The organism is Neobacillus niacini, from assembly GCF_031456445.1.
Lineage (GTDB): Bacteria > Bacillota > Bacilli > Bacillales > Cytobacillaceae > Neobacillus > Neobacillus niacini_I.
This window is the reverse complement of sequence record NZ_JAVDUQ010000013.1, coordinates 94184-118928: the sequence shown is the minus strand read 5'-3', so window position 1 is coordinate 118928 and position 24745 is coordinate 94184. Positions and strand designations below refer to the sequence as shown.

Below are 24745 nucleotides of genomic sequence, written 5' to 3'. Positions count from 1 at the left end.
GCAGAATATTTACTTCTCTTTGACATAAAAAATCCCCCTAAAGTAACGACAGATTTTTGTTTTTTCATCTGTCCACTTTAGAGGGAGCATATCAATTTGGTCGGCTTTTTCAACTCCTTCCGTTTAATACGAATTTTTCTCGAATACTCGCTTATTCACAGGAAATCATAACCCTTGGTATAGAGTTAATGTTTAAATAAAATGAGTTCAGATCAACTAGGCATCGTGAAGGCATTGTTAAATAGTGGAGCAATGTTTAACCCCACATTTTTCCAAATGATGTACATGCTCCACTCCGCCCATGGGGGTTTTGCCCCCCATCATCCTTTATATCCAATGTGGATTTAAGAATTAAATTAATATCTTGTTCTCACATTCTTTTTTTCTCAAACAGATTCTCCTCCTTCCCTACTACATATGAAGAAAATGACTGGTTAAACTAAAGAAGACGAAATAAACAGAAAGGGGAAAAAGCTGTGATAAGGAAATTTATGGCCTTTTTACTATTTGCTAGCATTCTTTTCGCCGGCGGTCTTCAGACTGACGGCCACCCGCCGCCGGACCCTGTTCTGATGGGGATGGAAGAAGGATATTATGAAGGAATCCGTTTGGGGCTTGAAGACCGGCATAATTTCAGGATCTCCCGTGCTTGGCAGCAGATACCGCCCTCCCAACTAACCTTGGACAACAAGAAGGAGATAGCTCGGCTCCTTATGAAAATAGGACTTCTCAAGCAGGTTTACCTCTCTTTTTCCTCTGGGGAGAAATTCGACGCCTACCTTCATGCACATCCGGAAATGAATGCGGTACAGGCGGCCCAGCGGATACTCGGGCAGAGGTTTGTGAAGGCATACGAAAAAAGCTTCCAGAAAGGTTATGAGAATTCTCTCACTGCTCCACCCGAAAAGGCGGCAAATTACGCGGCCTTATTGAAGGCGAAAAAAAGATGAGGCGGAAAACAAAAGGGCAACCTCCTGTGACCTTTTTTTATAAACTAACCGAGCAGGTTAAAGGACATACTTGATGTTAACCCCTTGAGTTGGACTAATAATCCAGCTTAGGGGTTTTTTTCTGCTTCAAAAATTAAACACCTTTACAATATGAAATACTCCTCGTTTACATTGTTATTTAAAAAACCTTCCGTATCTTTTCTGTGCAATAAATTTATATAATTGATTAGTTCCAACCTCTTTTTATCAATACTGATATTCTAATACAGCCTTAAGCTCCATCTTTCAAATCAAATTCATCTTCCCCGTTAATTCAGTAAGCATAGAGGATGGCTCAACTCCCCTCGGAATGACGGGTTTGAAATGGTTGCTCCTAATGTTTCCAAATGGTCTGCTATAAAAAGTTTACTTCGCGAATTTCGAATTAGTCCAAATGAAGTTGTAGCCATTGGAGACGGACCCAATGATATAGAGATGCTTCGTCATGTCGGTACTGGTGCTGATTTTGTTACAGGACACCACGAAAATGATGGATTAGCTGAGTTTATAGAACGTTATCTTTATAAATCATATGAATCATTTGTGATTTAGGGTTATTTTAAAATAATTTTTTTCTTCAATATCAGAATTCTGTATAGCTAAAAACGCTTCTGAATCTTCTAATTTTCTTGTCCTAATAATTTAGATTCTCTAGTTAAAGCCCTGAGCTAGTTTCACGTTTAATTTAATAATAATTTAACAATTAATTAAGACGGTATTAAGGTTGCTTTATTATTTTAAGAGGAGAGAAATTGTTAAAATGAGAATGTATTTTAGATTATGAAGGTTTTTGCTACTACTTTTGGCGAAACAGCTGGTGAATTGTTATCAATAGGGGAAAATCCCCAGCTGGATTAAGCCTTTGTCATTAATCATTATTGGAAGAAGGTCCTAAATTTGAAGTCTTTATCGGTCACCAGGAATCAGGCAATAGAAATTTTTGCTAAGGTTCCAGAAATTACAATCTACTTTTGGATTATTAAGCTGCTGACTACTGGAATGGGTGAAGTGGCCTCCGATTATTTATTCGAGAATCTAAATCCATTTATTTCGGCACCTCTAAGTGTTCTTATTTTTGTAGCCGCAATGATCTTGCAGTTCAAAGTACGCCGATATATACCAAGGATCTACTGGTTAGTTGTCGTAATGGTAAGTATATTTGGCACAATGGCTGCAGATGTCGTTCGAGTTGGACTAGGCACTCCCTACATCGTTTCAACCATCTTCTTTATGGTGGCACTTGCTATTGTCCTCATCACATGGTATTCCAAAGAAAAAACTCTGTCCGTACACAGCATCTTCACCCGCCGTCGTGAGATCTTTTATTGGCTTACCGTACTGGTAACATTCGCACTCGGTACCGCCGCAGGCGATATGACCGCAACCAGCATGCACTTGGGTTACTTCTCTTCGGGTTTATTATTTACTGGCTTACTTGCTATTCCAGCTTTGGGTTTCCTATTATTTGGTCTAAATGAAATTTTTGCTTTCTGGTTCGCTTATATCATGACGCGTCCAGTAGGTGCCTCGTTCTCGGATTGGTTAGGGGCAGCTCATAGTCATGGGGGTCTGGGGCTAGGCAAAGGTTTGGTTACCCTTGTTTTATTAATCTTTATTATTCTCCTAGTCATCTTTCGGGGAGGCTCACCCGCAAAGAGCGAGGAAGTTAAGGATAATGAAGAAAAAGCATCTTAATAATATATGTTGATACATCTATGGCCATAGCTGAAAAACGATTGTAGAAGGCACGTCTGACAATTGACATGAATACTAATAAAAGGAACCTAACATAAATTCAGAAAGAAAAACAGCTTGTTTTCCTTTCTGAATTTTGCATTTTTGTTAACCCAAAAAAGACCGTCTTCTGACGATCTACATTAAGTATCTGAGGGACAGGGTAACTGTCCCCTTTGCTTACTTATTTTTCCCTTGTCTTTCTTGGGATTTTAAGGCTACTTTTTCAAGTCCATTGTTTGCGAATTCTACATCTGTCTTAGGCATTGCATGATTATTTCTTAATTCCTTGTTCTTTTTTGTAGTCATTTTTTACACCATCCTTACGCTTTGATTTTTTCTTTTCCCAAGGATGCCAACATATTCTTTTCCTATTTCATCATTCGAGCATCCACCATTTTAGTTTGCTTTCTTTTTTGTGTGCTATGCTCCATGATTTTCTATTAGAGGTATTCAGTACTCTATTTAATTTACTAGTTTAATGTGTTTTCCTTAATTTTTAAGCATTCTGCATTGAATTTTTCCACTTCTTCGTAATTTAAAAGATGTCCTGAATTTTCAAACCAGATTAATTCTTTATGTGGACATTCCAAAGTCTGATAGTATTGTTCTGCTAATATGGATGGGTCTTGATAATCATGTCTACCTGCGAAAATATAAACCGGAACCTCCAGCTTTGGAACTGTTTCGGTGAAATTTATATCCATTAACTTTTCCCATAAAGAATCCAATGAAAACTTGCCCCCTTTTATAAAAACGAACCAATCTTTCATGGTATATTCAGGTGCAAATAGAATATTTGAATAAACAAGATTATACATGGTTACTCCGATGAATGATCCCCCGAGTTTGGCTAGCCACTTTCTTTGAACTCCTAAATATTTCATATCATTCGGATTATATTCGATCTCCTCTAATTTTTTTAGTGCCTTCTTATGATTTAAATCTTTCGCTTTATTGATTGTATAATCATAAGAAATTTTTTCTCCTACCTTCATGTTCACGACTTGACCAATTCCTATGTATCCATAAATGTATTCGGGTGTTTTTTGGGATGCCAACACCCCTAGCACCGATCCCCAAGAATGACCGACTAAAAACAGTTTTGGCTGATTAAAGCGTTTTAACAGGTATTGGATTAATTCAGCCGTATCCATTACCATATTTTCAATCGTAAGGTCTTCTTTTTTAAAATCTTTGGAATAGGATAAACCAGCCCCCCTTTGGTCCCAGTTCACCACCGTAAAGTGTTTTTCTAAATCACGTTGAAATTTAGGAGCCAAGCCAATTTGGGCGGTTCCAGGTCCACCATGCAAAAACAGCATTAACGGGTTATTTGTGTTTTCTCCTCTAATGAGGATGGACTAATTCAGTCCGCCGATCATGACTTCTTCTAAGCTTGTGATCGATTCTAAACTACTATTAATTTCCTTTGTTTTTCTGTAAAACATGATCTTACCTCCCCCTTCATCCAATACCTTTGATTCATTTGGAAAAATCAATTAAGCATCATTTTTATTTGTACGGCTTAAGCATTATAAAGTCTCGGCAAGAGCTGCCATCTTTTTCTAATTGAATATTTAAGAATAGTACATAGGTATGTGATTTAGGGGGCTTATAGAATCCATCAAAAAATAAAGAAAACCATCTTTCTATGTATCAATACAAAAAAGATAGTTTTACAAGTTCGAGTAAATTTTTTTATTGCTTTTTTACTGGAGTAACTACTGCAAATAAATTTTCACTTGGATCCGTTATATTGAATTCTATTACCTTATACCCATTATTTCCATCTTTATACTCGTTTTTAGTTGATATTACTATTTGATTGTTAATCATCGTTCTACTTCCTTTCTAACATATTTCCCACAGAAGCTACTATATGGGCGATTGTTAGAATTTGTGCATGAGTTTTTTTAAACCCTGTTGAATTTTAACTGTTCTGCTAGAATATAACCGTCATTGTAAATCTTTATAGGATTGATGAAGGACAAGTATGAGGGACATCCGTGTGTAAATGTTCTTCATATTCTCCATGAAGGACAAATCTAAGGGATATCCCCGTGAAATGTTCTTCATATGCTCCATGAAGGACAAATCTAAGGGATATCCCCGTGAAATGTTCTTCATATGCTCCATGAAGGACAAATCTAAGGGACATCCTCGTGAAAATGTTCTTCATAAGGTCGATGAAGGACAACTCTAAGGAACATCCCCGTGAAAATGTCCTTCATAAGCTCAATGAAGGACAAATCTGAGGGACATCCTCGTATAAATGTACTTCATAAGTTTGAGACGCAGACGTGGACGAATTCTTACTAGGATTCGTTCACTTAGAACCTTGCTATGCTACCGTGGACAGGATTCTAAATTGGATTCGGTCGCATAGAACACGGCTATGCTACCGTGGACAGGATTCTTCCAATGACTCGGTCGCATAGAACCCGGCTATGCTACCATGAACGCAATTCTTCCCATGACTCGGTCGCATAGAACAAGGCTATGCGACCGTGGACGCGCTTCTTCACTGGATTCAGTCGCATAGGACCCAGCCATGAAGGACAAAACTAAGAGACATCCCCGTGAAAATGTTCTTCATATGTCAACCAGTGCTCATGCTAAATCACTGTTTAACAGCACCTTGAAACCTTTCCGCCCTTTGCGTTATATCGTGCTTCCTGTACCTCACAGAAAAACTCTTTCCGTGACTTAATCGGTATGTCTGGATGGTGCAAATTCATATGATCGACATAGGTTTCATAGCTAGGAACTCCAACCAGCAAACTAATAAATTGCTTCCTATAGGCGTTGAATTCTCTTATTTTGTTAAGCATAATTTGTATAATCTCCCTTATCCCGTTGCACATAAGGTGTTTCATGCAACGGTAATTTGTGATTGGTTAATACTTTAAACCAGATACGGAGTGCAGAGATTAACACGACAATGACCACGATCATGAAAATGGCTGTAAGTGCTGCATCTACATAATCGTTGATAATGACTTGTTTCATTTGTGCTGCCGTCGTAGCCGGAGCTAGGATTTTTCCAGTTGAATTTGCTTCACTAAAAATATCCGCATGGGCAAGGAAGCCAATTTTCGGATTATCATGAAATAATTTTTGCCAACCGGCCGTTAAGGTGACAATTAACAGCCACGTCGTTGGTAGCAAAGTTACCCATACATAGGCTTTTTTGCCCATTTTGTAAAGTATCGTGGTACCAAGAAGTAATGCAATACCCGCCAGCATTTGGTTGGCGATTCCAAAAAGCGGCCATAACGTATTAATTCCGCCTAACGGGTCAATGACCCCTTGATATAAGAAGTAACCCCAGAAGGTAACACAAAAGGCTGTTGCAATGATATTTGGAATGAATGCGTCAGTTTTTGCAAAAGGCTTATAAACCGTCCCAAGTAAATCCTGAATCATGAAGCGTCCGACACGTGTTCCGGCATCAATGGTGGTTAAGATGAACAAGGCTTCGAAAAGGATGGCAAAATGGTACCAAAAAGCCATTAATGCTTTCCCGCCGATTATTTTTGAAAAAATGACAGCCATTCCAATGGCAAGGGTTGGGGCACCGCCCGTTCTAGAAAGAATCGTTTGCTCCCCTACATGATTAGCAAGCGTTTGTAAAGCATCCGGTGTGATCGTAAATCCCCAACTGGAAACAGTCTTTGCCGCTTGGACCACATCGGTTCCGATTAGGGCAGGAGGACTGTTAATCGCAAAGTAAATTCCAGGAGTCAACACGCACGCCGCAATCATCGCCATGATGGCGACAAATGATTCTGTCAGCATGGCACCATATCCAATTGGCCGCGCATGTGATTCTCGCTCAATCATTTTCGGTGTCGTTCCCGAAGAGACCAAGGCGTGGAACCCAGAAACAGAGCCGCAAGCGATCGTAATAAATAAGAATGGGAAGAGATTTCCTGCGAAAACAGGACCCGTTCCATCAATGAATTTCGTTAAGCCTGGCATTTCAAGATTCGGTGCCACGATGATGATCCCTAAAGCGAGTGCGAGAATTGTTCCTACTTTTAAAAACGTACTTAAATAATCCCGAGGTGCTAACAGAAGCCATACAGGTAAGACCGATGCAATAAAACCATAGATAATCATCATAATGGCAATGGTTTCCCCTTTAAAGGTGAAAATCTTTGCTAATTCCGGGGTATCCGCAACCGTTTGACCGTAGTAGAGAGAGAAAAGCAATAATACAATTCCGATAATGGATGCTTCTCCAACACGGCCTGGACGAATATAGCGCATATAAATCCCCATAAAAATGGCAATCGGTATGGTGGCTGCAATGGTGAACATTCCCCATGGACTACCCGTCAAGGCTTTCACAACCACCAACGCTAAAACAGCTAATAAGATAATCATAATTCCTAAAATGCCAATCATGGAGATCAGACCGGTTACTCGGCCCATTTCGTCTTTAATCATTTCACCGAGTGACTTCCCATTTCGCCGCATCGAGCCAAACAGTATAATGAAATCTTGAACGGCACCAGCTAGTACCACACCGACGACAATCCAAATGGTTCCTGGTAAATATCCCATTTGGGCTGCCAAGATCGGTCCGACTAACGGTCCAGCACCGGCAATGGCCGCAAAGTGGTGTCCAAAGAGTACCCATTTGTTCGTTGGAACATAGTCTTTCCCGTCGTTATTCATTTCTGATGGTGTTTTGCGTTTGTCGTCAAGCTGAAATACCTTTCTCGCAATAAACCTGCTGTAAAATCGATAAGAAATTGCATACACACAAACGGCAGCTGTTAATAGCCACACAGCATTAATGCTTTCCCCGCTGTTTAAGGCCATGACAGCAAATCCTGCCGCACCAAGGGCTGCTATTACCCCCCAAATGAGAATCGATTTAACCGCTTTCAAATCCCATCGCCACCTTTTCTAAAATCTACCAATATTGTAATTCGTTATTCAGAAAATTAAAATAACTCTTTTGTCCTATTCTCCAAACCTCAATAAAATTTTGATGAGAATCTAGATTAACTTCCATAAACAAAGGGACGGATATTCCGTCCCTTTGTTGTTCATTCATATGCTATTAAAATCGGATTGATTTTAATTAACCTGATATATTTCGAATATTTTGTTTTGGATTTTTTTATAGACTTCTTTACTTGGTAACGGGTGACTAAAATAAAATCCTTGTCCTGTAGAACAATTAAGGTTTGAAAGAAAATCTAGTTGTTCTTGATTCTCAATACCCTCAGCCACCACACTAACATTTAAATGGGAAGCCATATCAATAATCGTTTTAACAATAATCCCATCGTCATTTTGTATTTCTTTAATGAAGGACTGGTCAATTTTTAGGCTATCGATGGGGAAATGTTTTAAATAGGATAGAGATGAATAACCTGTACCAAAATCATCTATTGACAGCCGTACCCCCAGAGACTTTAATTTTCTTAAAATGGGTATGGTAAACTCTGGGTCTTGCATTAAACTTTCCGTAATCTCTAATTCCAAATAACAGGGTTGTAATTTTGTTTTAATTAAAATTTGAGTGATCATCTCAACCAAATCACCTTTTAACAAGTAAGGTGATATATTCACCGCAATTGTAATTGGAGCTAAACCATTTTCCTGCCAGTTTTTATTTTGCACACATGCTGTTTCAAGAACCCATTTCGTTATAGGGGTAATTAACCCCGTTTTTTCTGACAGTGGGATAAATTCAGAAGGAGGTATGTTTCCAAGGGTTGGATGTTCCCAACGAATTAACGCCTCTACTCCAATAATCTCATTGGAATATAACTCCACTTGTGGCTGATAATGAAGCGTGAAGGATTTTTCTTCAACCGCCTGTCTTAACGCTCTTTCCAGATGCATCGTTTTCTGCATATCTGCGTATTCTTCTGATGAATAATATTGAATCGCATTTGTACCCCTCATTTTTGCTAAGTACATTGCACTATCTGCTTTTTTTTCAAGCGTTTCAAGATCGATTCCATCCCTAGGAAAAAGGCTAATTCCAATGCTAACCCCTAGATACAAATTTTCGCTCTTAATTTGAAAAGGATTTGAAAGTAACCTTGTTACTTCATTTGCCAGTTCTTTTACCTCATCCACTGGGTAATTCTTTAATACAATAATGAATTCATCGCCCCCAAAACGATATAATTCCGCTTTATCCTGTAGATGATTCAGCAATCTTTTTGAAACTGCCCTAAGAACTTGGTCTCCCCAACTATGGCCTAATGTATCATTTATATATTTAAATCGGTTTAAATCTAAAAAAAGCAGTGCCATTCTATTTTCCTTATTTTCATCGATCCATTTACTTAAATCATTATAAAAGAAGTGACGATTTCGGAGCCCTGTTAATTCATCATGATAAGAGTTTTGCAGTATTTGCATCTCTGCTTCCTTTAAGTCTGTAATGTCTTGTCGAATCGAAATATATTGATAGGGTAATTCATTTTGATTGAAAAACGGAATAATCGTCGTTTTTACCCAATAAAAAGTTCCATCCTTTGCTTTATTTTTTATATTCCCTCTCCAAACCTTGCCTGCTCTAATGGTTTTCCACATTTCTCTGAAAAACTTTTTTGAATGATACCCAGAATTTAAAATACTATGGTTCATTCCTATTAATTCTTCTTTCGTATACTTCGATATTTCGCAAAACTTGTTATTTACTTCCGTAATGATTCCTGTACTGTCTGTTGTTGCCACAATCACAGATTGATCTAATGCAAATTTAAGATCCTCAAATTCCTTCACTTTGCATGTCAGTTCTAATTCAATATTTTTGGAATCATTTTTTAGTTCGTGATAGCACTCTGTCATTTTATTTCAAAATCCCCTTCTATTAACCCTTTCAAAGTATATATAAGTTGTTTGCCAACCTTCCATGGTTAACAAAGAGACGTAAGGGACCGCAAGTTGTTCTGGTATTATTTTCGTTTTACGGCCTCTTCTCATCTTTCCTTTTATTAGTAATAAAAAAACAGTAACGAATCAAAGTTCAGATATTTGATCCTTTTCTAAATGGTAAATCGTCCTATTAGTTTTTGTAATTCTTCGGCCATGGTTGATAAATAGTTTGCCGATTTTGTTACTTCTTTCATTGAGACAGATTGCTGCTGAGTAGCTGCAGCTACTTCGTGTGTCCCGGCGGCTGTAGACTCAGACACTTCTGTAATTAATTTAACGGATTGTGCCATTTGTTCTGAACCAGCAGCTATTTCCTGAACTGCTGCCGATACTTCTTGTATCTGACTAGTCACTTCATCGATGGCCCCCGTTATCTCTTCAAAAGAATTCCCTGCTGAATTAACTATTTCAATTCCAGTTGAAACTTCATTCGTCGCAATCTCCATAGATTGGACGGTTTTAGTCGTTTCCTCTTGAATCGTTGATATTAATTGGGAAATTTGTTCTGCAGACTGTGCTGATTGTTCGGCTAATTTTCGTACTTCATCGGCGACTACTGCAAATCCTCGTCCATGTTCTCCTGCCCTGGCAGCTTCAATGGCAGCATTTAGGGATAAAAGGTTTGTTTGTGCCGCAATACCTGTAATCACTTCAATGATTTTGCCTATTTCATTTGACCTTTTTCCAAGACTTTCAACCACTTCTGATAGACCCGTAACAGTTTTGCTAATTGAATTCATTTGTAAGATAGCAGTTTGTATAGCCTTGCCTCCGTCTAAGGCTTTTTCAGAGGCTTTAACCGAACTATTCGATACATTCAAAGAATTATTTGCAATTTGTTGAACACCAACAGACAATTCATTGATGGTTAAAGAGGTCTCTTCTATACTTTGAACCTGCCTATTCACACCATCCGCCACTCGATGCATGGTTTCTCCGATTTGAATGGAAGCAGCACTCGTTTCTTCCGCACTTGCAGATAATTGTTCCGCAGAAGCGGCAACCTGTTCAGCATTTGCACCCACTTCTTGGATCAAGTGACGAAGATTATTCGTCATTTGATTAAATGAGTTCGCTAAGTCACCGATTTCATCCTTATTTTTCATTTTTATTTCATCGAAAGTAAGATTGCCAGAGGCTATTTTTTCAGCCATTTTTGCCATCTTAACCAATGGCGTAGAAATGATACGACCGATTATGAGGGCTATGATCATCCCAATTACAATAGAAACGATTCCTATCACTAAGACCCATTTCTTGACACTTTCCACTTTGGATGTATTATCTTGATTTCCGTTATCTAATAAGCTCTGTTGAAACGTAACGAGTTCTTCTATCTTGTGGTCGAATCTTTTAATAATTTCAAGACCTTGTTCCTTAATTAATTTTGTATATTCCTCGGATTTATTTTCTTGTTTAAGTTGAATTTCTTTATTTCCAAAATGAAAATATTCATTTTCAATCTGATTTAGCTCATTTAATAACTCTTTTGCTTTTGAGTTATTAATAATCTTATCTAGGCTTTTACTTAGTTTCAAATAGTCATCATGTGCTTTCATGTACCTTTCATTAGCCTCATCATTGCCTGCTATTAAATATCCACGGAGCTCAACCTGCTCCTGTTTAATGGCAACATTCATTTTTTGGATCATAATTAATTTTTGGACTTTATCGTTAAATAAATTACTATAAGATTTATCTACTGAAGTAATTTGTGAATAACTCATTGCTACTGAAACAGAAAGAATCATTAAAACAGCAACAAAACTGAAAAATAACTTTTTTCCAATTGTAATTCTCATTCTTTTCATACCACCTTTTCCCAAGTTGTTCAAATATTATGTAGTTGTCTTTTCGAAAATACTCCCTTTTAATCTAGTACTTGGCTTACTATTAATTGGATATTGATATCCATTCATTACTGACCCCCATTATAGAATTTCTGAATGATTGATAAAATTTCCCTATGTTTATCCTATTAATTTATAGTTAAATAGGTCTATTGCGTGTGAGGATTGTTACATTTATTATGGGATTTACTGCAAAACACCAAATTTGTACCAAAATATTCAAAAGTTCTATTAAAAATCTTTTACGGGATACCTCTATTCAATTATGATCTTCATACGAAGGAAGGAGCATAGAAATCCCTACTTTTATTGAAATAAGATATAATGATAAAGAAAACTCGCCGATTGGCGAGCCCCTAAGGGCGATGACAGAGGCGTAGTTGCACTTATGCGCAGTAAGAAAGTATAAACTTGGTAAAAGTTTATACTTTCTTACCAGCTAAAAAAATACTTGAGGTGAATGTGCATTGGGTTTTAATTCAGAGTCAGACCAACAAGAAGATAAATTTTATGATGAAGAATATAAAGAATATCCTACTAGGCAAGAAGCAGGAAAGGAACTAGATGAAGGAGGATATAAACAATGGTTTATGGATAGGAAAAAGAAAAATACAGATGAAGAGAGCGAAACGGAAGTAAACCCGCCATCCAGAACAAAATCAAGATCAAGTTCCAGATCGTCAAAAAAGAAAATGAAAGTGGAAATGCCCTGGGTAAAACTAGTTTTTAAGATTATTGTAGTAGCAGCTGTTTTTTTAAACTTCAAATTTCTTTTGGGCTTTATGAAGGATCCTATTAGCATGTTTTATCATACCTTATATGTTGTTGGAATTTGTGTAGCGATTAATTTCATTGCCGTCTGGGTGCTGTTTTATAAAAGGTCCTTTATGAGATTTTATCTTTCCTTATTTGCCCTTTTAGGATCATTTGGGTATTACATCTATGTAAATTATATGAATCATTCCTTTTTGGGGAATAATATCATCCCATCGTTGCTTGTTATGATATCCGTTTTGATGGCCATTAATCCGAAAGTAAACTATTATGCGAAAAGCATCGTATTTTTGTTGATCCCTATTTTAGGAATCTATTTTAGTGGGAATCAATTCGCACTTGTATGGACTCTAATGTTTAATGCAGGATTAATCCTATTTTTTAGAGTGTCAAAATCAAAAAAATCTAAAGCAGATAAATCTAAGGCAAATAAAAAGGAAGCACGAACAAAAAGAGACAAAAAGCAATCAGCTTAATTTTATCTATTTGTATTAAATAAGCCGAAAATGTACAGGGTATGAATATTACCTTGTATATTTTCGGCTTTTAAAATATGGAATAAAATTAATCTTAATATTTCCTCTTTCTGTTAAATCACTTCCAGAATCCCCTTCTCCAACACTCCTGAACCATATGAACAATATGAAAATACTATCTATACTTAATACACACTTAAGTTAATATTAATCGGTTTTTAATAAACAGCCGCCAAATTTCTACTATAGTAAAAACAAGCATTATTTCAAATGAAAGTAAGAGATGCAAATGGCTTTGTAACCCTAACTACTTCAAAAAAAGAGACGAGTTCTTTGAAAGGATTCTTAGCAGTAAAGAAAGGAAATTATGTATGCAAACAAACCAAAATAAAATGAAACTGTTGCTTAACAAGGTACCAGAAGTAACTATTTTCTTCTGGATCATCAAAATTTTATGTACAACAGTCGGTGAAACATTTGCTGATTTCCTAAATTTCAACCTTGGCTTTGGTTTAACCAACACCACCTTACTAATGGGAATCGCGTTTTTCATTGTATTGTATCTTCAATTCAGAACAACAAAATATGTTCCCGGCATTTATTGGTCCACAGTTGTGCTTATAAGTGTATTTGGGACGTTGGTAACGGATAATTTAACAGATGGAATGGGAGTACCGCTTGAGCTTAGTACAGCCGTTTTCTCCGTGCTACTAGGATTGACATTTCTTTTTTGGTATCTTAGTGAAAAAACACTCTCGATCCACTCGATCTATACAAGAAAAAGAGAAATTTTTTATTGGCTAACCATTCTATTCACATTTGCACTTGGAACAGCAGTCGGAGATTTATATTCCGAACAACTCGGTTTTGGTTATCTACACACAGGAATAGCCGTCGTTATTATCATAGCTTGTGTATTTTTAGCATGGAAATTTTTGAATCTTGATGGGATATTGGCTTTTTGGATTGCGTATATTCTTACTCGCCCACTGGGAGCATCATTAGGAGATTACTTATCTCAACCCCCAAAAAATGGCGGATTAGGCTTGGGGACAACAGGCACAAGTGTAATATTTCTTATCGCTATTTTGGCCATCATTATTTTTCTTGCTGTTACAAAAATTGATACAAAGGCAAAAAATGAAACAGCAGAAACAAACCAAACTCATGGAAGCAAGAAAAGTGTTTTAACACAAACCATATCGGTCCTTTGCATTTTCTTAGTTGTTGGTATAGGCGGTTATGTTTGGCGGAGTAATGATATAGCATCACAAACCAATTCTGCACAAACCACATTGATTGGGCAATTAACAGATTTTGCTAAAATTGAAAGTGATATGATAAACAAAATAAACGCAAAAGACTTTACTTCGGCGAAAAAAGGGGCCGATGAGTTGGAACATGAATGGGACACGTCGGAGCCTAAACTTAGGAAAATAGATGGCACAACTTGGACTAAAATTGATGGAACGATTGACGTTGTATTAGCTGCAGTTCGTTCATCCAACCCTGATGTCATCCATTGTAAATCTTCATTAACCCAATCGCTTAGTACCATAAACGGAGCAAATAAATAAAAATCTTAGGAATCGCACATCGCGGTTCCTTTTTGATTGAAACATCCCATTCTGGGAGGAAAAACTCCTAGTTCGTCACAAGCACTAGTCAGTATCTGACTAATACTTTTGAACTATTAAATTTCAAAATATGTAAAATGATAGTACTTTAGAATCTATTTTTAAAAAATTCGTCCTAACTATATCAATTATTACAAGATTGTTACATAATTGTTACATGAAAATCTTGAAAGGAAGTTACTTTCCTCTTTCATCTCTTAAAATAAATAAAAAGAGATAAGTCATTTTTAGGATGGTAAAGGAGTAAAGAAAATGAAGATTTCTATACATGATTTAATTTTAATTTGTTTAGGTTTTGTCTATGGTACGTATGAAATATTTTTAAATCAGAATCATCGGATTAGTACCGAAATTGCAGGAATACTATCCTTTATTCTATCACTATGGATCGCTTTTTCGTGTGTAAGGTCTTCGAAAGGCAAAACTAAATAATTACTAAAATCCTAACCTATATGAATTTTATAAATGGACTGTATCTTCTTAATAATGAATAGAAAGGAAAATGAATGTGAAGGAATTTATTGTTTGCTATACGTTAGATCATGATATCGTAACCGAAAAACTGATAAAAGAAATAGATGTTAAAAAAGAAGATGTTGAACAAGAAGTAATTGAAAAGCTGGAAAGGAACAAATCCATTAATGTGAAAAATGGACAAGGTAATTATAGGATAAATTCATCTTTAGTTCGTTATGTACGGATCGTTAGTGAAAAGATTTTAATTAAATAGTTCTTTTAATTTTCTAAGCTATAAATTTTGCATTGTCCCGTAACTTCCAAAAGAAAGATGCGTCTTCACATAGCGTAAAAACACACCGATTAGCCATCCATGTGGCACAGAAGAAAGTGAAAATACATCTTTCTAACATTGTAGTATATAAAGGTCTATTAGCCCAAACGCCAAGCAAACATCAAGTTACACTGTTATTCAAAAGGGGCAGGCTTGGATCCAATAACGATGGTAGCATCCAATTCATCATTGTGTGTCAATTGAGGGATTAGCCCGTATTGGGCAAAGATTTCAACGGTCTGAGGTGCCTGCATTTTGCTCGTCTCTATTATTAGATGCCCTCCAGGAGCTAACCATTGGGACGCTTCTTCTGCCACTCTTCGCTGAATGTCAAGTCCGTCATTTCCTCCGTCAAGCGCCGCCATCGGTTCATGCAGACGTGCATCCTGTGGGAGCAACTGGATTGCTTCGGTCGGTACATAAGGTGCGTTTGCTACAAGGATGTCGACTTTCCCGCGCAGTTTGGCAGGTAGTGGCTGATAGAGGTCCCCTTCATATACGAGGCCACCCAGAGTTGTAACATTGCGATGTGCACAGCTCACGGCGGTTGGGTCGATGTCGACTGCATACAACTCAATCCACCCTAGAGCTTTTGCGATCGCGACACCCACCGCACCCGTACCGCAGCAAAGGTCAACGACTATTGCTCCAGGCGCAGATAAGGATACTGCCTTTTGGACGAGAAACTCCGTACGGCGGCGTGGTACGAAGACTCCCGGGTCTACTGCTATCCTCATGCCGCAAAACTCCGCCCAACCAAGGACATGTTCAAGCGGCATACCTGTAATTCGAGTATTGACCATCTTGGAGAGGTCATCCAAGGTCCGTGCCTCAGAAATAAGGAGCTGAGCCTCTTCTTCTGCAAAAACACAACCAGCGGTCCGAAGAATCCCGATAATATTTTTTATCATTTGGTCATCACTTTTAAGTTTCAATTGCTTCCCTATGAATACCACCCAATCTTTGTAAAGGTTATGATAGGTATTCGCTAAAAATTGGCAAAATCCTTCTTCCTCTCCCCTGCTCGGTTAATAGAATAAGAGAATCTGCCTCGAATTGAGTCCTATACATTCATTCATTCTACTTACTATTGATAGCCTCTAAAATTTTTAAATTCTATCGAAATATTCAGATTATTCTTTACTGATCTTTCTAAAAATGATACCATTTTTTTCAAAGAAGGTGGAAAATCGCTAGAAACAAAGAATTTGATGAAACAGCGGTTTTTATTTCTTCGAAAAGTTGAAAGCCCTTAGAATCAAAGTCAATTTATCACCAAATGTGCCATAATTACTTCTACGGTGTATGTCCATATATTCTACTAAATCTTGCATAGACGTTTTTTCATATCCATTACACCAAAAAGCACCATTGCTTTAAGTACTCGAAAAAGAATCCAGCTAAAATAGGCTTTACCAAACGAAAAATGTAAATATATAGGAGAGGCAAACACAATGACTATTCAATTTATAAAATTAACGGAACCAACTTCAAGTCTTGTCGAGGTGTTTAATAAATGGGAAAACGACCCAACTTTAATTCCATTGATTCGCCCTAACCAAAACAAATCAGAAATGGAACGTCGTGAAAAAATCACCCTGGATGACTTAATAAAACGCCTGGAAAACCATCAAGTCTACCTAATCTATCTGAATGACCAGTTGATTGGTGAAATGAACTATATGGTTGATCCAGATCATCTCTACAAAAAAGAGCCCGGGAGCGCCTGGATAGGTATCACAATTGGTGAGCCCAATGGACGGGGAAAAGGGATTGGTTTTGCAGCGATTCAATACTTAGAGGAACAGATTAAGAAGCAAGGGCTTAAACGGATTGAATTAGGCGTATTTGAATTTAACGAACAAGCTCAGAAGCTCTATCAGAAGCTAGAGTACAAAGAAATCGGTTGTATTGAAGATTTTACATATTGGCAAGGTAAAATGTGGAAAGATATTCGTATGGAGAAGTTTGTTTGAAATTGAAGAAGTTGTAAGGTAGATGGAAGGCAAAACAAATGTCTAAATATCTTTTGTAGATGTTTATTTAAATGGTTAAATTGTGTACATAAATTCATCGATGCTTTTGTTTAATAAAGAACCAAAACTATAATAAGCAAAACTCGCCCTAACAGGGGCGAGTTTTGCTTTTATAGCCTTAAGCTTTACGAACGTTAGCAGCTTGTGCACCACGTTGTCCTTGCTCAACGTCAAAAGTAACAGCTTGTCCTTCTTCCAAAGTTTTGAAGCCTTCGCCTTGGATCGCTGAGAAATGAACGAATACATCTTCTCCACCTTCACGTTCGATGAATCCGAAGCCTTTTTCGCTGTTAAACCATTTTACTTTACCGTTTTCCATTCAATATTGCCTCCTAGCGTGTAAATACACACAATGTAGTACTATTCTTGCTCTCAGTGATCATTAGACGAAAAGTTGAACTTATCCTATCCTTTACACCGAACAAAAATAATTCACCAATAGGATAACATTAATTGAAAGTGCTTTCAAGAGCTATTGGAAAAGTTAAAAGCATACCAAATCTCCTCCTAACTCCTCATACAATTTTTTCAAGGACACTGGCCGATTTCACAAAAAGAAAAAAGGAACTATTATACAAGACTACTAATTTTAATTCTTTCTGGACAAGTATAAATGTTCAAAGATTGATTGCGGATAAATCCTACCGTCGTGATCCTGAGTTCTTTTGCCAGCTGTAGAGCCAATTCCGTAGGAGCTGATTTTGAAAGAACTATTTCACATCCTATTTTTGATACTTTTAATAAAATTTCTGAAGAAATTCGTCCACTAAAAACAATAATTTTTTCTCCAATCGGGATTGTTTTTCTTAAACAATATCCGTATATTTTATCCAAAGCGTTATGCCGACCTATATCCATTCGACTTATAATTAAGCCATTTTCATCGCAAAGTGCTGCGTTATGGACTCCTCCTGTATCTTGAAAAGTTGTGGCAGAATTTTGCAATTCTTTCATTAAACGAAAGCATTGCTCTGTAGAAAGAGTCACTCTAATTTCCTTCATTTTTTTAGCATTTAATGCATCGTTTACGAAGACAAATCCTTGTCTGCTCATTCCACAGCATGACGTAATATATCTTTTGTTTTGGAAACTTTGATAATAAGGATTTAGTTTATCTGTTTCTACATGTACATAACCTTCTCTTTCCTGAACCCATATTTCTCTTATATCTTCATAACACCTTATGATCCCTTCAGAAGCTAAATAACCAATTACCATATCTTCTATATACTCCGGCGTACAGACCATTGTCACAAGTTCTTGTCCATTTATTTTTACTGTAACAGGGAACTCTGTTACAATCATATCTTCAGTTGTTTCCGTATACCCATTTGTACATCTGAGAATTTCTCGTTTTTTCACTATTGGTTTCATCAAAGGGTCTCATTCCTTGCCCATAATAGATTCATCAAAAACAAAAACCGTCATCGCAGTATCAATTTCAATATTGATATCTGTAAAAATACTCACAATTTTTGCATTCATCATTTCCTCAAGTTTATTCACAAGGGCAGGATCCTTATAAATATTTTTCACTAATTCAGTTCGTGCCTCATGAACCATCAACTGTCCCTCATTTGAACCTATCATAAACTTTTCAACATTTGTTAAATTACCTTTCATCTCACAAATTACCCAAGGACCAGCAATACGAGTAGTAATTTCTCTCGGTCCATTCCCAATATACTCCTTTCTTATTTCTCGAATCAACATACAAAATTTATGTTCCAAATTCTTTGTCATCATATCCTCCTCCTATCATCATGTTTTTTATTTTCACCAAGGTTTTCGTTAACAATTTACGAATTCGTCATTACCACAGAATTATTATTGGTTTTCAATCCGATTACACGGAAGTTCAAGCCTCCATTTATTATGAATTGAAAACATACGAATAAATACGACGAAAACAACTAGGGTCGTCAATTCAATAGGACTGCTCCACCCAGACCAAATACAAATTGCACACAAAAATGTTAGTATTGCATGGATTTCCTCCTTTAAAGCAAGGGGAGGTCTACCCGCTAACAAATCTCGAACCATTCCGCCGCCAACACCAGTAAACATAGAAGCAATGACAATAATGCCTAGATCATGCTGCAGACTTTTTGCTAACAGTCCCCCTTGTATCGCAAAGGAAGCAAGACCAATAGAGTCAAAGAAATACCCCCATCGTTTCCAATGATTCACCCATTTCCTCTCAACAAATACGATTGTAGTCAGTGTTATAAGTACAATCAGTAAGGATTGACGATCCCAGATATCAGAAATAGGGACATCAAGAACTACATTTCTAATCACTGCTCCGCCATAAGACGTTGTAAGCCCAAGGACAAAGATTCCAATAATAGAAAATTTGGCCTGCATAGCAACAAATGCCCCACTGGCTGCATAAGCAAAAATTCCGATTATGTGTAAAACCGACCAAGTCAATTGATCCTTTCCTCCTTATAAGCGAAGCACAAGCGCCTTGGTCAGCCCCAACAGCTGCTTGCGCTGGACAATTTTCAAAGCAATTTATAGATTCTTATAAATATGATAACTAAGTCTTATTATCGAATTCAGTGAACCAAAAACTAGCAATAGATGAATCTAATCACTTTAACAACATCTTAAATTTCAAATTACTTATTCCCTTGAGATTGCTCCTTCAATCCTGCCCCAATTCCTTGCAGTAAAGATAAAGAAAATGTCAAAGCACGGTTAATATCAGCGTCTCTCATGAGTTTTACTAATTTAAAAACACCCATTTTCTTGTTTGTTCGAAGTTCCTTCTCTGCTTTTTGAATCCCCCTTGTCATTCCATTCATTATCTTTTTGGTCATTTCAGGATTGAGTTCTGTCAGTGCTCCAGCTGCAGCCATCCCATTGTTAATTGCATTTGTTACAGGAGGACGTAATAATTGTCCTACCGCAATTTTTGCAACTTTTTCTTTCGCATCAATAAAACGATTTAAAGCTTCAAGAACACCACTTTCGTGAAGCTCTTGAAGAAGCTTAATCGTTTCTTTAATTCCATCTGCATTTTCTGCTAAATCCTGGATAACACCTTCGATTCTATCAGCCTTTTTTTCCTCTTCTGAAAAAATAGGCTCTTTGATCTTGGTTATTGGTTTCGCCATTATTTATTCCCCCTTGATAGATGATTCAAGTCTGCAATTGGCTCATAATCTTTACGTGCCCATTTTCGTTCCACTTGTACACCCAGCTGCGGATTTCGCTTTGCATACCGCGGATTATACAATGGAAGTGGTGTACTCCCCTTTAGATTTATTAATTCCATTTTTACTTTTGTCTGTTTATAGGCTGGTGTTTGTGTCCGAACATCGCCGACACTTCCTGTTAGTAGATTAATAGCATTTTCATGACTGACAGAATGCATAGGGACATAGAGTTCTTTTCCTTGTACCCGATCTGTTACGACCGTACGAAGCTTGATCGCACCATAAGGTGATACTAGGCGTACCAACGAGCCATCTTTCACACCGCGTTCCCGGGAAAGTTCTGGCGAAACTTCTACGAATACTTCAGGTAACTTATATTGAATCCCTTTCGATTTATTGGTCATATTCCCTTCATGGAAATGTTCTAAAAGGCGTCCGTTATTCAAAGTAAGGTCGAATTCTTGTGAAAACTCAATAGGCGGAACATATTCTTCAAGAGAAAAAAGAGCTTTTCCATCTGGAAAGTTAAAACGCTTCGTATAAAGAAGTGGCTCATCCGTACCATCTTTTTGTACTGGCCAATGTAAACTGTTCCATCCCTCAAGCCGTTCATATGATACACCTGCAAAAGACGGAGACAAGCTTGCAATCTCATCCATAATTTCACTTGGATGTTCATAGTTCCAATTAGCACCCATATATTTTGCAATTTGTTGAATAATCCACCAATCTGGTTTTGAGTCACCTAATGGATCAAGTGCACGATACAGCCGTTGAATGCGCCGCTCTGTATTGGTGAATGTTCCATCCTTCTCAAGTGATGGAGCCGCCGGTAAGACAACATCTGCAAATTGAGCTGTTTTTGTTAGAAACACATCCTGTACGACAAAAAATTCCAGCTTCCTAAGGGTGTCATGCACATGGTTTGCGTTTGAATCGACCCATGCCATATCTTCTCCCATTAGATACATGGCTTTTAATTCGCCTTTCTCCACCGCCTCTAACATTTCAATGTTTGTGAACCCTGGCTTGTCGGAAATTTTGACTCCATATGCCTGTTCAAATTTTGCTCGTGCCTTATCGTCTGTTAACCGCTGATTCCCTGGAAGCCATTGTGGAAGAGTCCCCATGTCACATGAGCCTTGTACATTGTTGTGTCCGCGAAGAGGATATGCCCCTGCACCAGGACGTCCAAAGTTTCCTGTTACGAGTAAAAGATTGGCGATAGCCGCAGATGTATGGGATCCTGCAACATTTTGAGTGACACCCATTCCCCATAAAATAGAAGTTCCGTCTGCTTCGTGAATCATTCTGGCTGTTTCGATAAGCTGTTCTTTTGAAAGTCCCGTTACTTCCTCTGCATATTCAAGTGTGTATTTTTCAAGAAGTTTAAGATATTCACTATATTGATTTACACGTTTTTCAATAAACTTTTCATCATGCCAGCCTTGATCGATGATATATTTGGCAATAGCCGTTATCCAAACATAGTCCGTTCCCTGTTTTGGATGTAAAAACAGATCGGAACGCTCCGCCATTTCATGTTTTCGAAGATCGGAAACTATCAATTTTTGGTCGTATAGTTTCTTTGCGCGCTTAACCCGAGTTGCTAGCACAGGGTGTCCTTCAGTTGGGTTCGCACCAATTATGATGACAAGACCGCTGCTTGCAATATCTTTAATGGTACCGGAGTCACCTCCGTATCCAACTGTCGTGAGCAATCCATCTGAGGCAGGAGACTGACAGTAACGTGAACAGTTGTCAATGTTGTTTGATTCACATACTTGCCGAGCTAATTTTTGCATAAGATAGGCGTCTTCGTTTGTAGTTTTGGAAGAACTTACAAATCCTAATGCACGTCCGCCATAGGTTTGTTTAATCGCACCCATTTTTTCGGCTATCAATGACAAGGCTTCCTCCCAAGTTGCAGGAACAAACTCATCCCCTTTTCGGATTAAAGGGGTAGTAAGACGTTGCTCACTATTAACAAAATCCCATCCGAACTTTCCTTTCACACAGGTAGAAACGCTGTTTACAGGTCCATTTTCAGTTGGTTCAATTTTTAAAATTTCACGTCCCTTTGTCCATACTTCAAATGAACATCCTACTCCACAAAAGGTACAAACGGTTTTGGTTTTCTTCGTACGGGTCTCCCGCATCGCTGCTTCTACTTCTGATAAGGCAAAAATGGTCTTATAATCCGGTTCAACTTCTTTAATAAGATCAACCATAGGGTTTAACAAATCTTTCGGAATGGCTGTCATAAATCCAGCTTCTCCCAACATCGATTTTTCCATTAGTGCATTACATGGACATACTGTTGCACACTGTCCGCAAGATACACAGGAAGATTCATTGATGGATTTACCATTATCCCACAAGACACGCGGCATTTTTCGTTCCCAATCAATTGTTAGCGTTTCATTAACCTGTAGATCTTGGCACACTTCTACACAACGCCCGCAAAGAATACATTGATTAGGATCGTATCGGTAAAAAGGATGTGACATATCTACCTCATAACCTTTTTCTCGGAATGGACGAGTTTGATGTTCAATTTCTAAAAACTCCGCTGTATTATGAACACGGCAATTTCCGTTATTATTGTCGCAAACCGTACAATAAAGTAAGTGATTCTCTAAAATACGATCCATTGCTTCTGTTTGTGCAGATTTGGCCCGTTCTGAGGAAGTTAAAATATTCATTCCTTCCACCATTTCCGTGGAACATGCCCTCATCATTTTCCCATCAATCTCACACATACATGTATCACATGTTTGAATTGGACCTAATACCTCTGAATAACAGATATGTGGATGCTCAATTCCTTGCTGCAAAAGATAATCGAGAATACGAACACCTTTTTTTACCTTACGTTCCTCGCCATTAATCTTTACTCTCACTATTTCAGACAATGAAAACTCTCCCTTTTTCCCAAAATAAAAAGCCCACCATAAAATAGTGTGTGTTTGACTTTACACAAACTATTTTATGGCGGGCTAATATCTAAGCAGTTTATCCTACTTGTTATCCATCTCACCATTAAAACTATGCAAAAGACATAGAGGTAGGCAATATTACATTACTTACCATCCATTAACTTTTATACTATAATTATAATGCATTTAGTATTTAATCTCAATAACAAATTTCTTTTAGAGCCAATCACATAGACTGTAACGTTTAAGGGTTACAAGAGAATTTTACGCTTCATTCTAGAAGGAAAACTTGTATAGAAATAATTATGTTATTTCTTTACGGTCATCTGCCACTGGTAATTTCTCCGTCCACCCTTCTTTCATCATTACTTTTCCGAAAAGGGAAATGGTTTTGAACGTCTTTCGGTATTACAGAATTTTTTAGATGGTAGGTTAAACATCAATCTGTTTTTCGTCGTAATAGTTTATTTTTGTTCTTAAATAATACTCCATCTCGTTCATTAAATGGAATACAGATGCCCTTGTTTCGAATTCTGTGCGGGACTTTGGCAATTCAAGCTCTTTCATTTTTTGATGTTGGTTTTCCAGTCTTTGAAGATGTCTGTAAGCAGTGTTGTCGCTCTTTACATCGGTGCTGATTTCATACAGGAATTGAGCGAATACATGTCTTTGGACGACATCTTCATACAGCGAGGATACGATAGGCAGCATGCGGTTTAAAATGACAAACTGTTTTTCCCTCATATCGAAATAGTGATAATATCCCTTTTTATCAATGCCCAATTGGTTTTCCTCATATTGGATGGCTAAAATTTTACCCTCATTAAGGTTTTCTTCCAATTCCAATAGTTCTTTCCCGTCCCATCCTAGATCGCCTTTTTCCAAGTAAGCGCCATATTCAAACAATATTTTTTTGAACTTTTCTTCTATGTTTGTTTTTATTTCCTTGAGGTTTTTTTCTACGTTTGGCATATAACTGTTCAACAAGATTGCCACTCCTACGCCGATTATGACAATTTGAAGTTCATTTAAGGCAATGGGAAGAGTGAACTTCTCCAGCGTGAAAATATGAAGGACAATCACCACGCCGTTGATGAATCCTTTTTGCAAACGGAGCCGAACCAGAACAGGAATAATCAGCAAAATGAATAACGAAAATACAAGAGGATTGAATCCCATCGCTCGAAACACCAGACCGCTCAATACCAAAGAAATCGTACAGGCAGCAAATCGTTCCAGTGAAGACCGGATCGATTGCTTTTTCGTTTTTTCTATACAAAGGATGCAGATAATGGCAGCAAAACTTGCAAACTGAAGTTGAAGCAATTCGGCAACCCAGATGGAAACCCCCGCACCCAATGCTGTTTTGACTGTCCTTAAACCAATTTTCATCTATACACCCCCGTCATTTCTATTTTTGTTAGTTTATCATGATTTTCTT

General features: G+C 37.5%; 24 protein-coding genes and 1 pseudogene. 8 read left to right on the top strand and 17 right to left on the bottom strand.

Going from position 1 to position 24745, the window contains the following annotated elements:
- Window positions 1–476: 476 nt before the first annotated feature.
- The 3 genes from J2Y67_RS13115 (at window position 477) to J2Y67_RS13105 (ending at window position 2684) form a co-directional block, all read left to right on the top strand.
- Window positions 477–950 (top strand): hypothetical protein, encoded by a 474-nt coding sequence (locus J2Y67_RS13115; protein ID WP_310174680.1) that lies wholly within the window; start codon window positions 477–479, stop codon window positions 948–950.
- A gap of 363 nt (window positions 951–1313) precedes the next feature.
- Window positions 1314–1541, top strand: a complete 228-nt coding sequence (locus J2Y67_RS13110; protein ID WP_310174678.1) for an HAD family hydrolase — start codon at window positions 1314–1316, stop codon at window positions 1539–1541.
- Between the two features lie 345 nt (window positions 1542–1886).
- Window positions 1887–2684, top strand: a complete 798-nt coding sequence (locus J2Y67_RS13105) for a COG4705 family protein (RefSeq protein ID WP_310174676.1) — start codon at window positions 1887–1889, stop codon at window positions 2682–2684.
- A 219-nt stretch (window positions 2685–2903) separates the two neighbouring features.
- On the opposite strand, the gene J2Y67_RS13100 is transcribed toward J2Y67_RS13105, so the two are convergent.
- From J2Y67_RS13100 to J2Y67_RS13065, 8 genes are all read right to left on the bottom strand, one after another.
- A complete protein-coding gene (locus J2Y67_RS13100) occupies window positions 2904–3032 on the bottom strand; it encodes a hypothetical protein (RefSeq protein WP_310174674.1) in 129 nt (42 codons plus the stop codon).
- 164 nt (window positions 3033–3196) lie between these two features.
- Window positions 3197–4048, bottom strand: a complete 852-nt coding sequence (locus J2Y67_RS13095; RefSeq protein ID WP_310174672.1) for an alpha/beta fold hydrolase — start codon at window positions 4046–4048, stop codon at window positions 3197–3199.
- A 39-nt stretch (window positions 4049–4087) separates the two neighbouring features.
- Complete coding sequence (locus tag J2Y67_RS13090) at window positions 4088–4225, bottom strand: hypothetical protein (RefSeq protein ID WP_310174670.1); 138 nt, start codon at window positions 4223–4225, stop codon at window positions 4088–4090.
- Window positions 4226–4424: 199 nt separating this feature from the next.
- Window positions 4425–4562, bottom strand: coding sequence for a hypothetical protein (locus J2Y67_RS13085; protein WP_310174668.1), 138 nt, complete (start codon window positions 4560–4562; stop codon window positions 4425–4427).
- Window positions 4563–5353: 791 nt separating this feature from the next.
- Window positions 5354–5557 (bottom strand): YbdD/YjiX family protein, encoded by a 204-nt coding sequence (locus J2Y67_RS13080; protein WP_310174666.1) that lies wholly within the window; start codon window positions 5555–5557, stop codon window positions 5354–5356.
- Window positions 5550–7625, bottom strand: a complete 2076-nt coding sequence (locus J2Y67_RS13075; RefSeq protein WP_310174664.1) for a carbon starvation CstA family protein — start codon at window positions 7623–7625, stop codon at window positions 5550–5552. The genes J2Y67_RS13080 and J2Y67_RS13075 overlap by 8 nt, the downstream gene beginning before the upstream one ends.
- Window positions 7626–7817: 192 nt before the next feature.
- The gene (locus J2Y67_RS13070) at window positions 7818–9551 is read right to left on the bottom strand and encodes a sensor domain-containing protein (protein ID WP_310174662.1); all 1734 of its coding nucleotides are present in this window, start codon (window positions 9549–9551) and stop codon (window positions 7818–7820) included.
- Between the two features lie 197 nt (window positions 9552–9748).
- Window positions 9749–11440 (bottom strand): methyl-accepting chemotaxis protein, encoded by a 1692-nt coding sequence (locus J2Y67_RS13065; protein WP_310174660.1) that lies wholly within the window; start codon window positions 11438–11440, stop codon window positions 9749–9751.
- A gap of 515 nt (window positions 11441–11955) precedes the next feature.
- On the opposite strand from J2Y67_RS13065, the gene J2Y67_RS13060 reads away from it, so the two are divergent.
- From J2Y67_RS13060 to J2Y67_RS13045, 4 genes are all read left to right on the top strand, one after another.
- Window positions 11956–12738, top strand: coding sequence for a hypothetical protein (locus tag J2Y67_RS13060; protein WP_310174658.1), 783 nt, complete (start codon window positions 11956–11958; stop codon window positions 12736–12738).
- 371 nt (window positions 12739–13109) lie between these two features.
- Complete coding sequence (locus tag J2Y67_RS13055) at window positions 13110–14315, top strand: COG4705 family protein (protein ID WP_310174656.1); 1206 nt, start codon at window positions 13110–13112, stop codon at window positions 14313–14315.
- Between the two features lie 312 nt (window positions 14316–14627).
- Window positions 14628–14807: a hypothetical protein gene (locus J2Y67_RS13050; protein WP_310174654.1), complete on the top strand. Its 180-nt coding sequence runs from the start codon at window positions 14628–14630 to the stop codon at window positions 14805–14807.
- Window positions 14808–14877: 70 nt separating this feature from the next.
- Complete coding sequence (locus J2Y67_RS13045) at window positions 14878–15105, top strand: hypothetical protein (protein ID WP_310174652.1); 228 nt, start codon at window positions 14878–14880, stop codon at window positions 15103–15105.
- A 194-nt stretch (window positions 15106–15299) separates the two neighbouring features.
- Here J2Y67_RS13045 and J2Y67_RS13040 read toward each other — a convergent pair whose 3' ends face one another.
- Complete coding sequence (locus J2Y67_RS13040; protein ID WP_310174650.1) at window positions 15300–16076, bottom strand: putative protein N(5)-glutamine methyltransferase; 777 nt, start codon at window positions 16074–16076, stop codon at window positions 15300–15302.
- 330 nt (window positions 16077–16406) lie between these two features.
- Window positions 16407–16529 (bottom strand): annotated as a pseudogene (locus tag J2Y67_RS13035) (TetR/AcrR family transcriptional regulator); the annotation flags it as partial.
- Between the two features lie 90 nt (window positions 16530–16619).
- On the opposite strand from J2Y67_RS13035, the gene J2Y67_RS13030 reads away from it, so the two are divergent.
- Window positions 16620–17141, top strand: a complete 522-nt coding sequence (locus J2Y67_RS13030) for a GNAT family N-acetyltransferase (RefSeq protein ID WP_310174648.1) — start codon at window positions 16620–16622, stop codon at window positions 17139–17141.
- 178 nt (window positions 17142–17319) lie between these two features.
- On the opposite strand, the gene J2Y67_RS13025 is transcribed toward J2Y67_RS13030, so the two are convergent.
- From J2Y67_RS13025 to J2Y67_RS12995, 7 genes are all read right to left on the bottom strand, one after another.
- Window positions 17320–17520, bottom strand: a complete 201-nt coding sequence (locus J2Y67_RS13025) for a cold-shock protein (protein WP_026574136.1) — start codon at window positions 17518–17520, stop codon at window positions 17320–17322.
- Between the two features lie 251 nt (window positions 17521–17771).
- Complete coding sequence (fdhD, locus tag J2Y67_RS13020; RefSeq protein ID WP_310174644.1) at window positions 17772–18575, bottom strand: formate dehydrogenase accessory sulfurtransferase FdhD; 804 nt, start codon at window positions 18573–18575, stop codon at window positions 17772–17774.
- Window positions 18576–18584: 9 nt separating this feature from the next.
- Window positions 18585–18944, bottom strand: coding sequence for a Na-translocating system protein MpsC family protein (locus J2Y67_RS13015; protein WP_310174642.1), 360 nt, complete (start codon window positions 18942–18944; stop codon window positions 18585–18587).
- 84 nt (window positions 18945–19028) lie between these two features.
- Window positions 19029–19634: a trimeric intracellular cation channel family protein gene (locus tag J2Y67_RS13010; protein WP_310174640.1), complete on the bottom strand. Its 606-nt coding sequence runs from the start codon at window positions 19632–19634 to the stop codon at window positions 19029–19031.
- A gap of 191 nt (window positions 19635–19825) precedes the next feature.
- Window positions 19826–20323, bottom strand: coding sequence for a helical membrane plugin domain-containing protein (locus tag J2Y67_RS13005; RefSeq protein WP_310174638.1), 498 nt, complete (start codon window positions 20321–20323; stop codon window positions 19826–19828).
- A complete protein-coding gene (gene fdhF / locus J2Y67_RS13000; protein WP_310174636.1) occupies window positions 20323–23280 on the bottom strand; it encodes a formate dehydrogenase subunit alpha in 2958 nt (985 codons plus the stop codon). Before fdhF ends, J2Y67_RS13005 begins: the two co-directional genes overlap by 1 nt.
- Window positions 23281–23736: 456 nt before the next feature.
- Window positions 23737–24696, bottom strand: a complete 960-nt coding sequence (locus J2Y67_RS12995; RefSeq protein WP_310174634.1) for an aromatic acid exporter family protein — start codon at window positions 24694–24696, stop codon at window positions 23737–23739.
- Window positions 24697–24745: the final 49 nt, after the last annotated feature.

What these genes read in the sequence shown, in the direction of transcription:
- J2Y67_RS13065 (WP_310174660.1), bottom strand. Translation starts at nt 11,440, where the DNA reads ATGAGAATTACAATTGGAAAAAAGTTATTTTTCAGTTTTGTTGCTGTT.
- J2Y67_RS13040 (WP_310174650.1), bottom strand. Translation starts at nt 16,076, where the DNA reads ATGATAAAAAATATTATCGGGATTCTTCGGACCGCTGGTTGTGTTTTT.
- J2Y67_RS13085 (WP_310174668.1), bottom strand. Translation starts at nt 4,562, where the DNA reads ATGATTAACAATCAAATAGTAATATCAACTAAAAACGAGTATAAAGAT.
- J2Y67_RS13025 (WP_026574136.1), bottom strand. Translation starts at nt 17,520, where the DNA reads ATGGAAAACGGTAAAGTAAAATGGTTTAACAGCGAAAAAGGCTTCGGA.
- J2Y67_RS13100 (WP_310174674.1), bottom strand. Translation starts at nt 3,032, where the DNA reads ATGACTACAAAAAAGAACAAGGAATTAAGAAATAATCATGCAATGCCT.
- J2Y67_RS13110 (WP_310174678.1), top strand. Translation starts at nt 1,314, where the DNA reads ATGGTTGCTCCTAATGTTTCCAAATGGTCTGCTATAAAAAGTTTACTT.
- J2Y67_RS13070 (WP_310174662.1), bottom strand. Translation starts at nt 9,551, where the DNA reads ATGACAGAGTGCTATCACGAACTAAAAAATGATTCCAAAAATATTGAA.
- J2Y67_RS13015 (WP_310174642.1), bottom strand. Translation starts at nt 18,944, where the DNA reads ATGACAAAGAATTTGGAACATAAATTTTGTATGTTGATTCGAGAAATA.
- J2Y67_RS13045 (WP_310174652.1), top strand. Translation starts at nt 14,878, where the DNA reads ATGAATGTGAAGGAATTTATTGTTTGCTATACGTTAGATCATGATATC.
- J2Y67_RS13080 (WP_310174666.1), bottom strand. Translation starts at nt 5,557, where the DNA reads ATGCTTAACAAAATAAGAGAATTCAACGCCTATAGGAAGCAATTTATT.
- fdhD (WP_310174644.1), bottom strand. Translation starts at nt 18,575, where the DNA reads ATGAAACCAATAGTGAAAAAACGAGAAATTCTCAGATGTACAAATGGG.
- J2Y67_RS13055 (WP_310174656.1), top strand. Translation starts at nt 13,110, where the DNA reads ATGCAAACAAACCAAAATAAAATGAAACTGTTGCTTAACAAGGTACCA.
- J2Y67_RS13095 (WP_310174672.1), bottom strand. Translation starts at nt 4,048, where the DNA reads ATGCTGTTTTTGCATGGTGGACCTGGAACCGCCCAAATTGGCTTGGCT.
- J2Y67_RS13030 (WP_310174648.1), top strand. Translation starts at nt 16,620, where the DNA reads ATGACTATTCAATTTATAAAATTAACGGAACCAACTTCAAGTCTTGTC.
- J2Y67_RS12995 (WP_310174634.1), bottom strand. Translation starts at nt 24,696, where the DNA reads ATGAAAATTGGTTTAAGGACAGTCAAAACAGCATTGGGTGCGGGGGTT.
- J2Y67_RS13005 (WP_310174638.1), bottom strand. Translation starts at nt 20,323, where the DNA reads ATGGCGAAACCAATAACCAAGATCAAAGAGCCTATTTTTTCAGAAGAG.
- J2Y67_RS13050 (WP_310174654.1), top strand. Translation starts at nt 14,628, where the DNA reads ATGAAGATTTCTATACATGATTTAATTTTAATTTGTTTAGGTTTTGTC.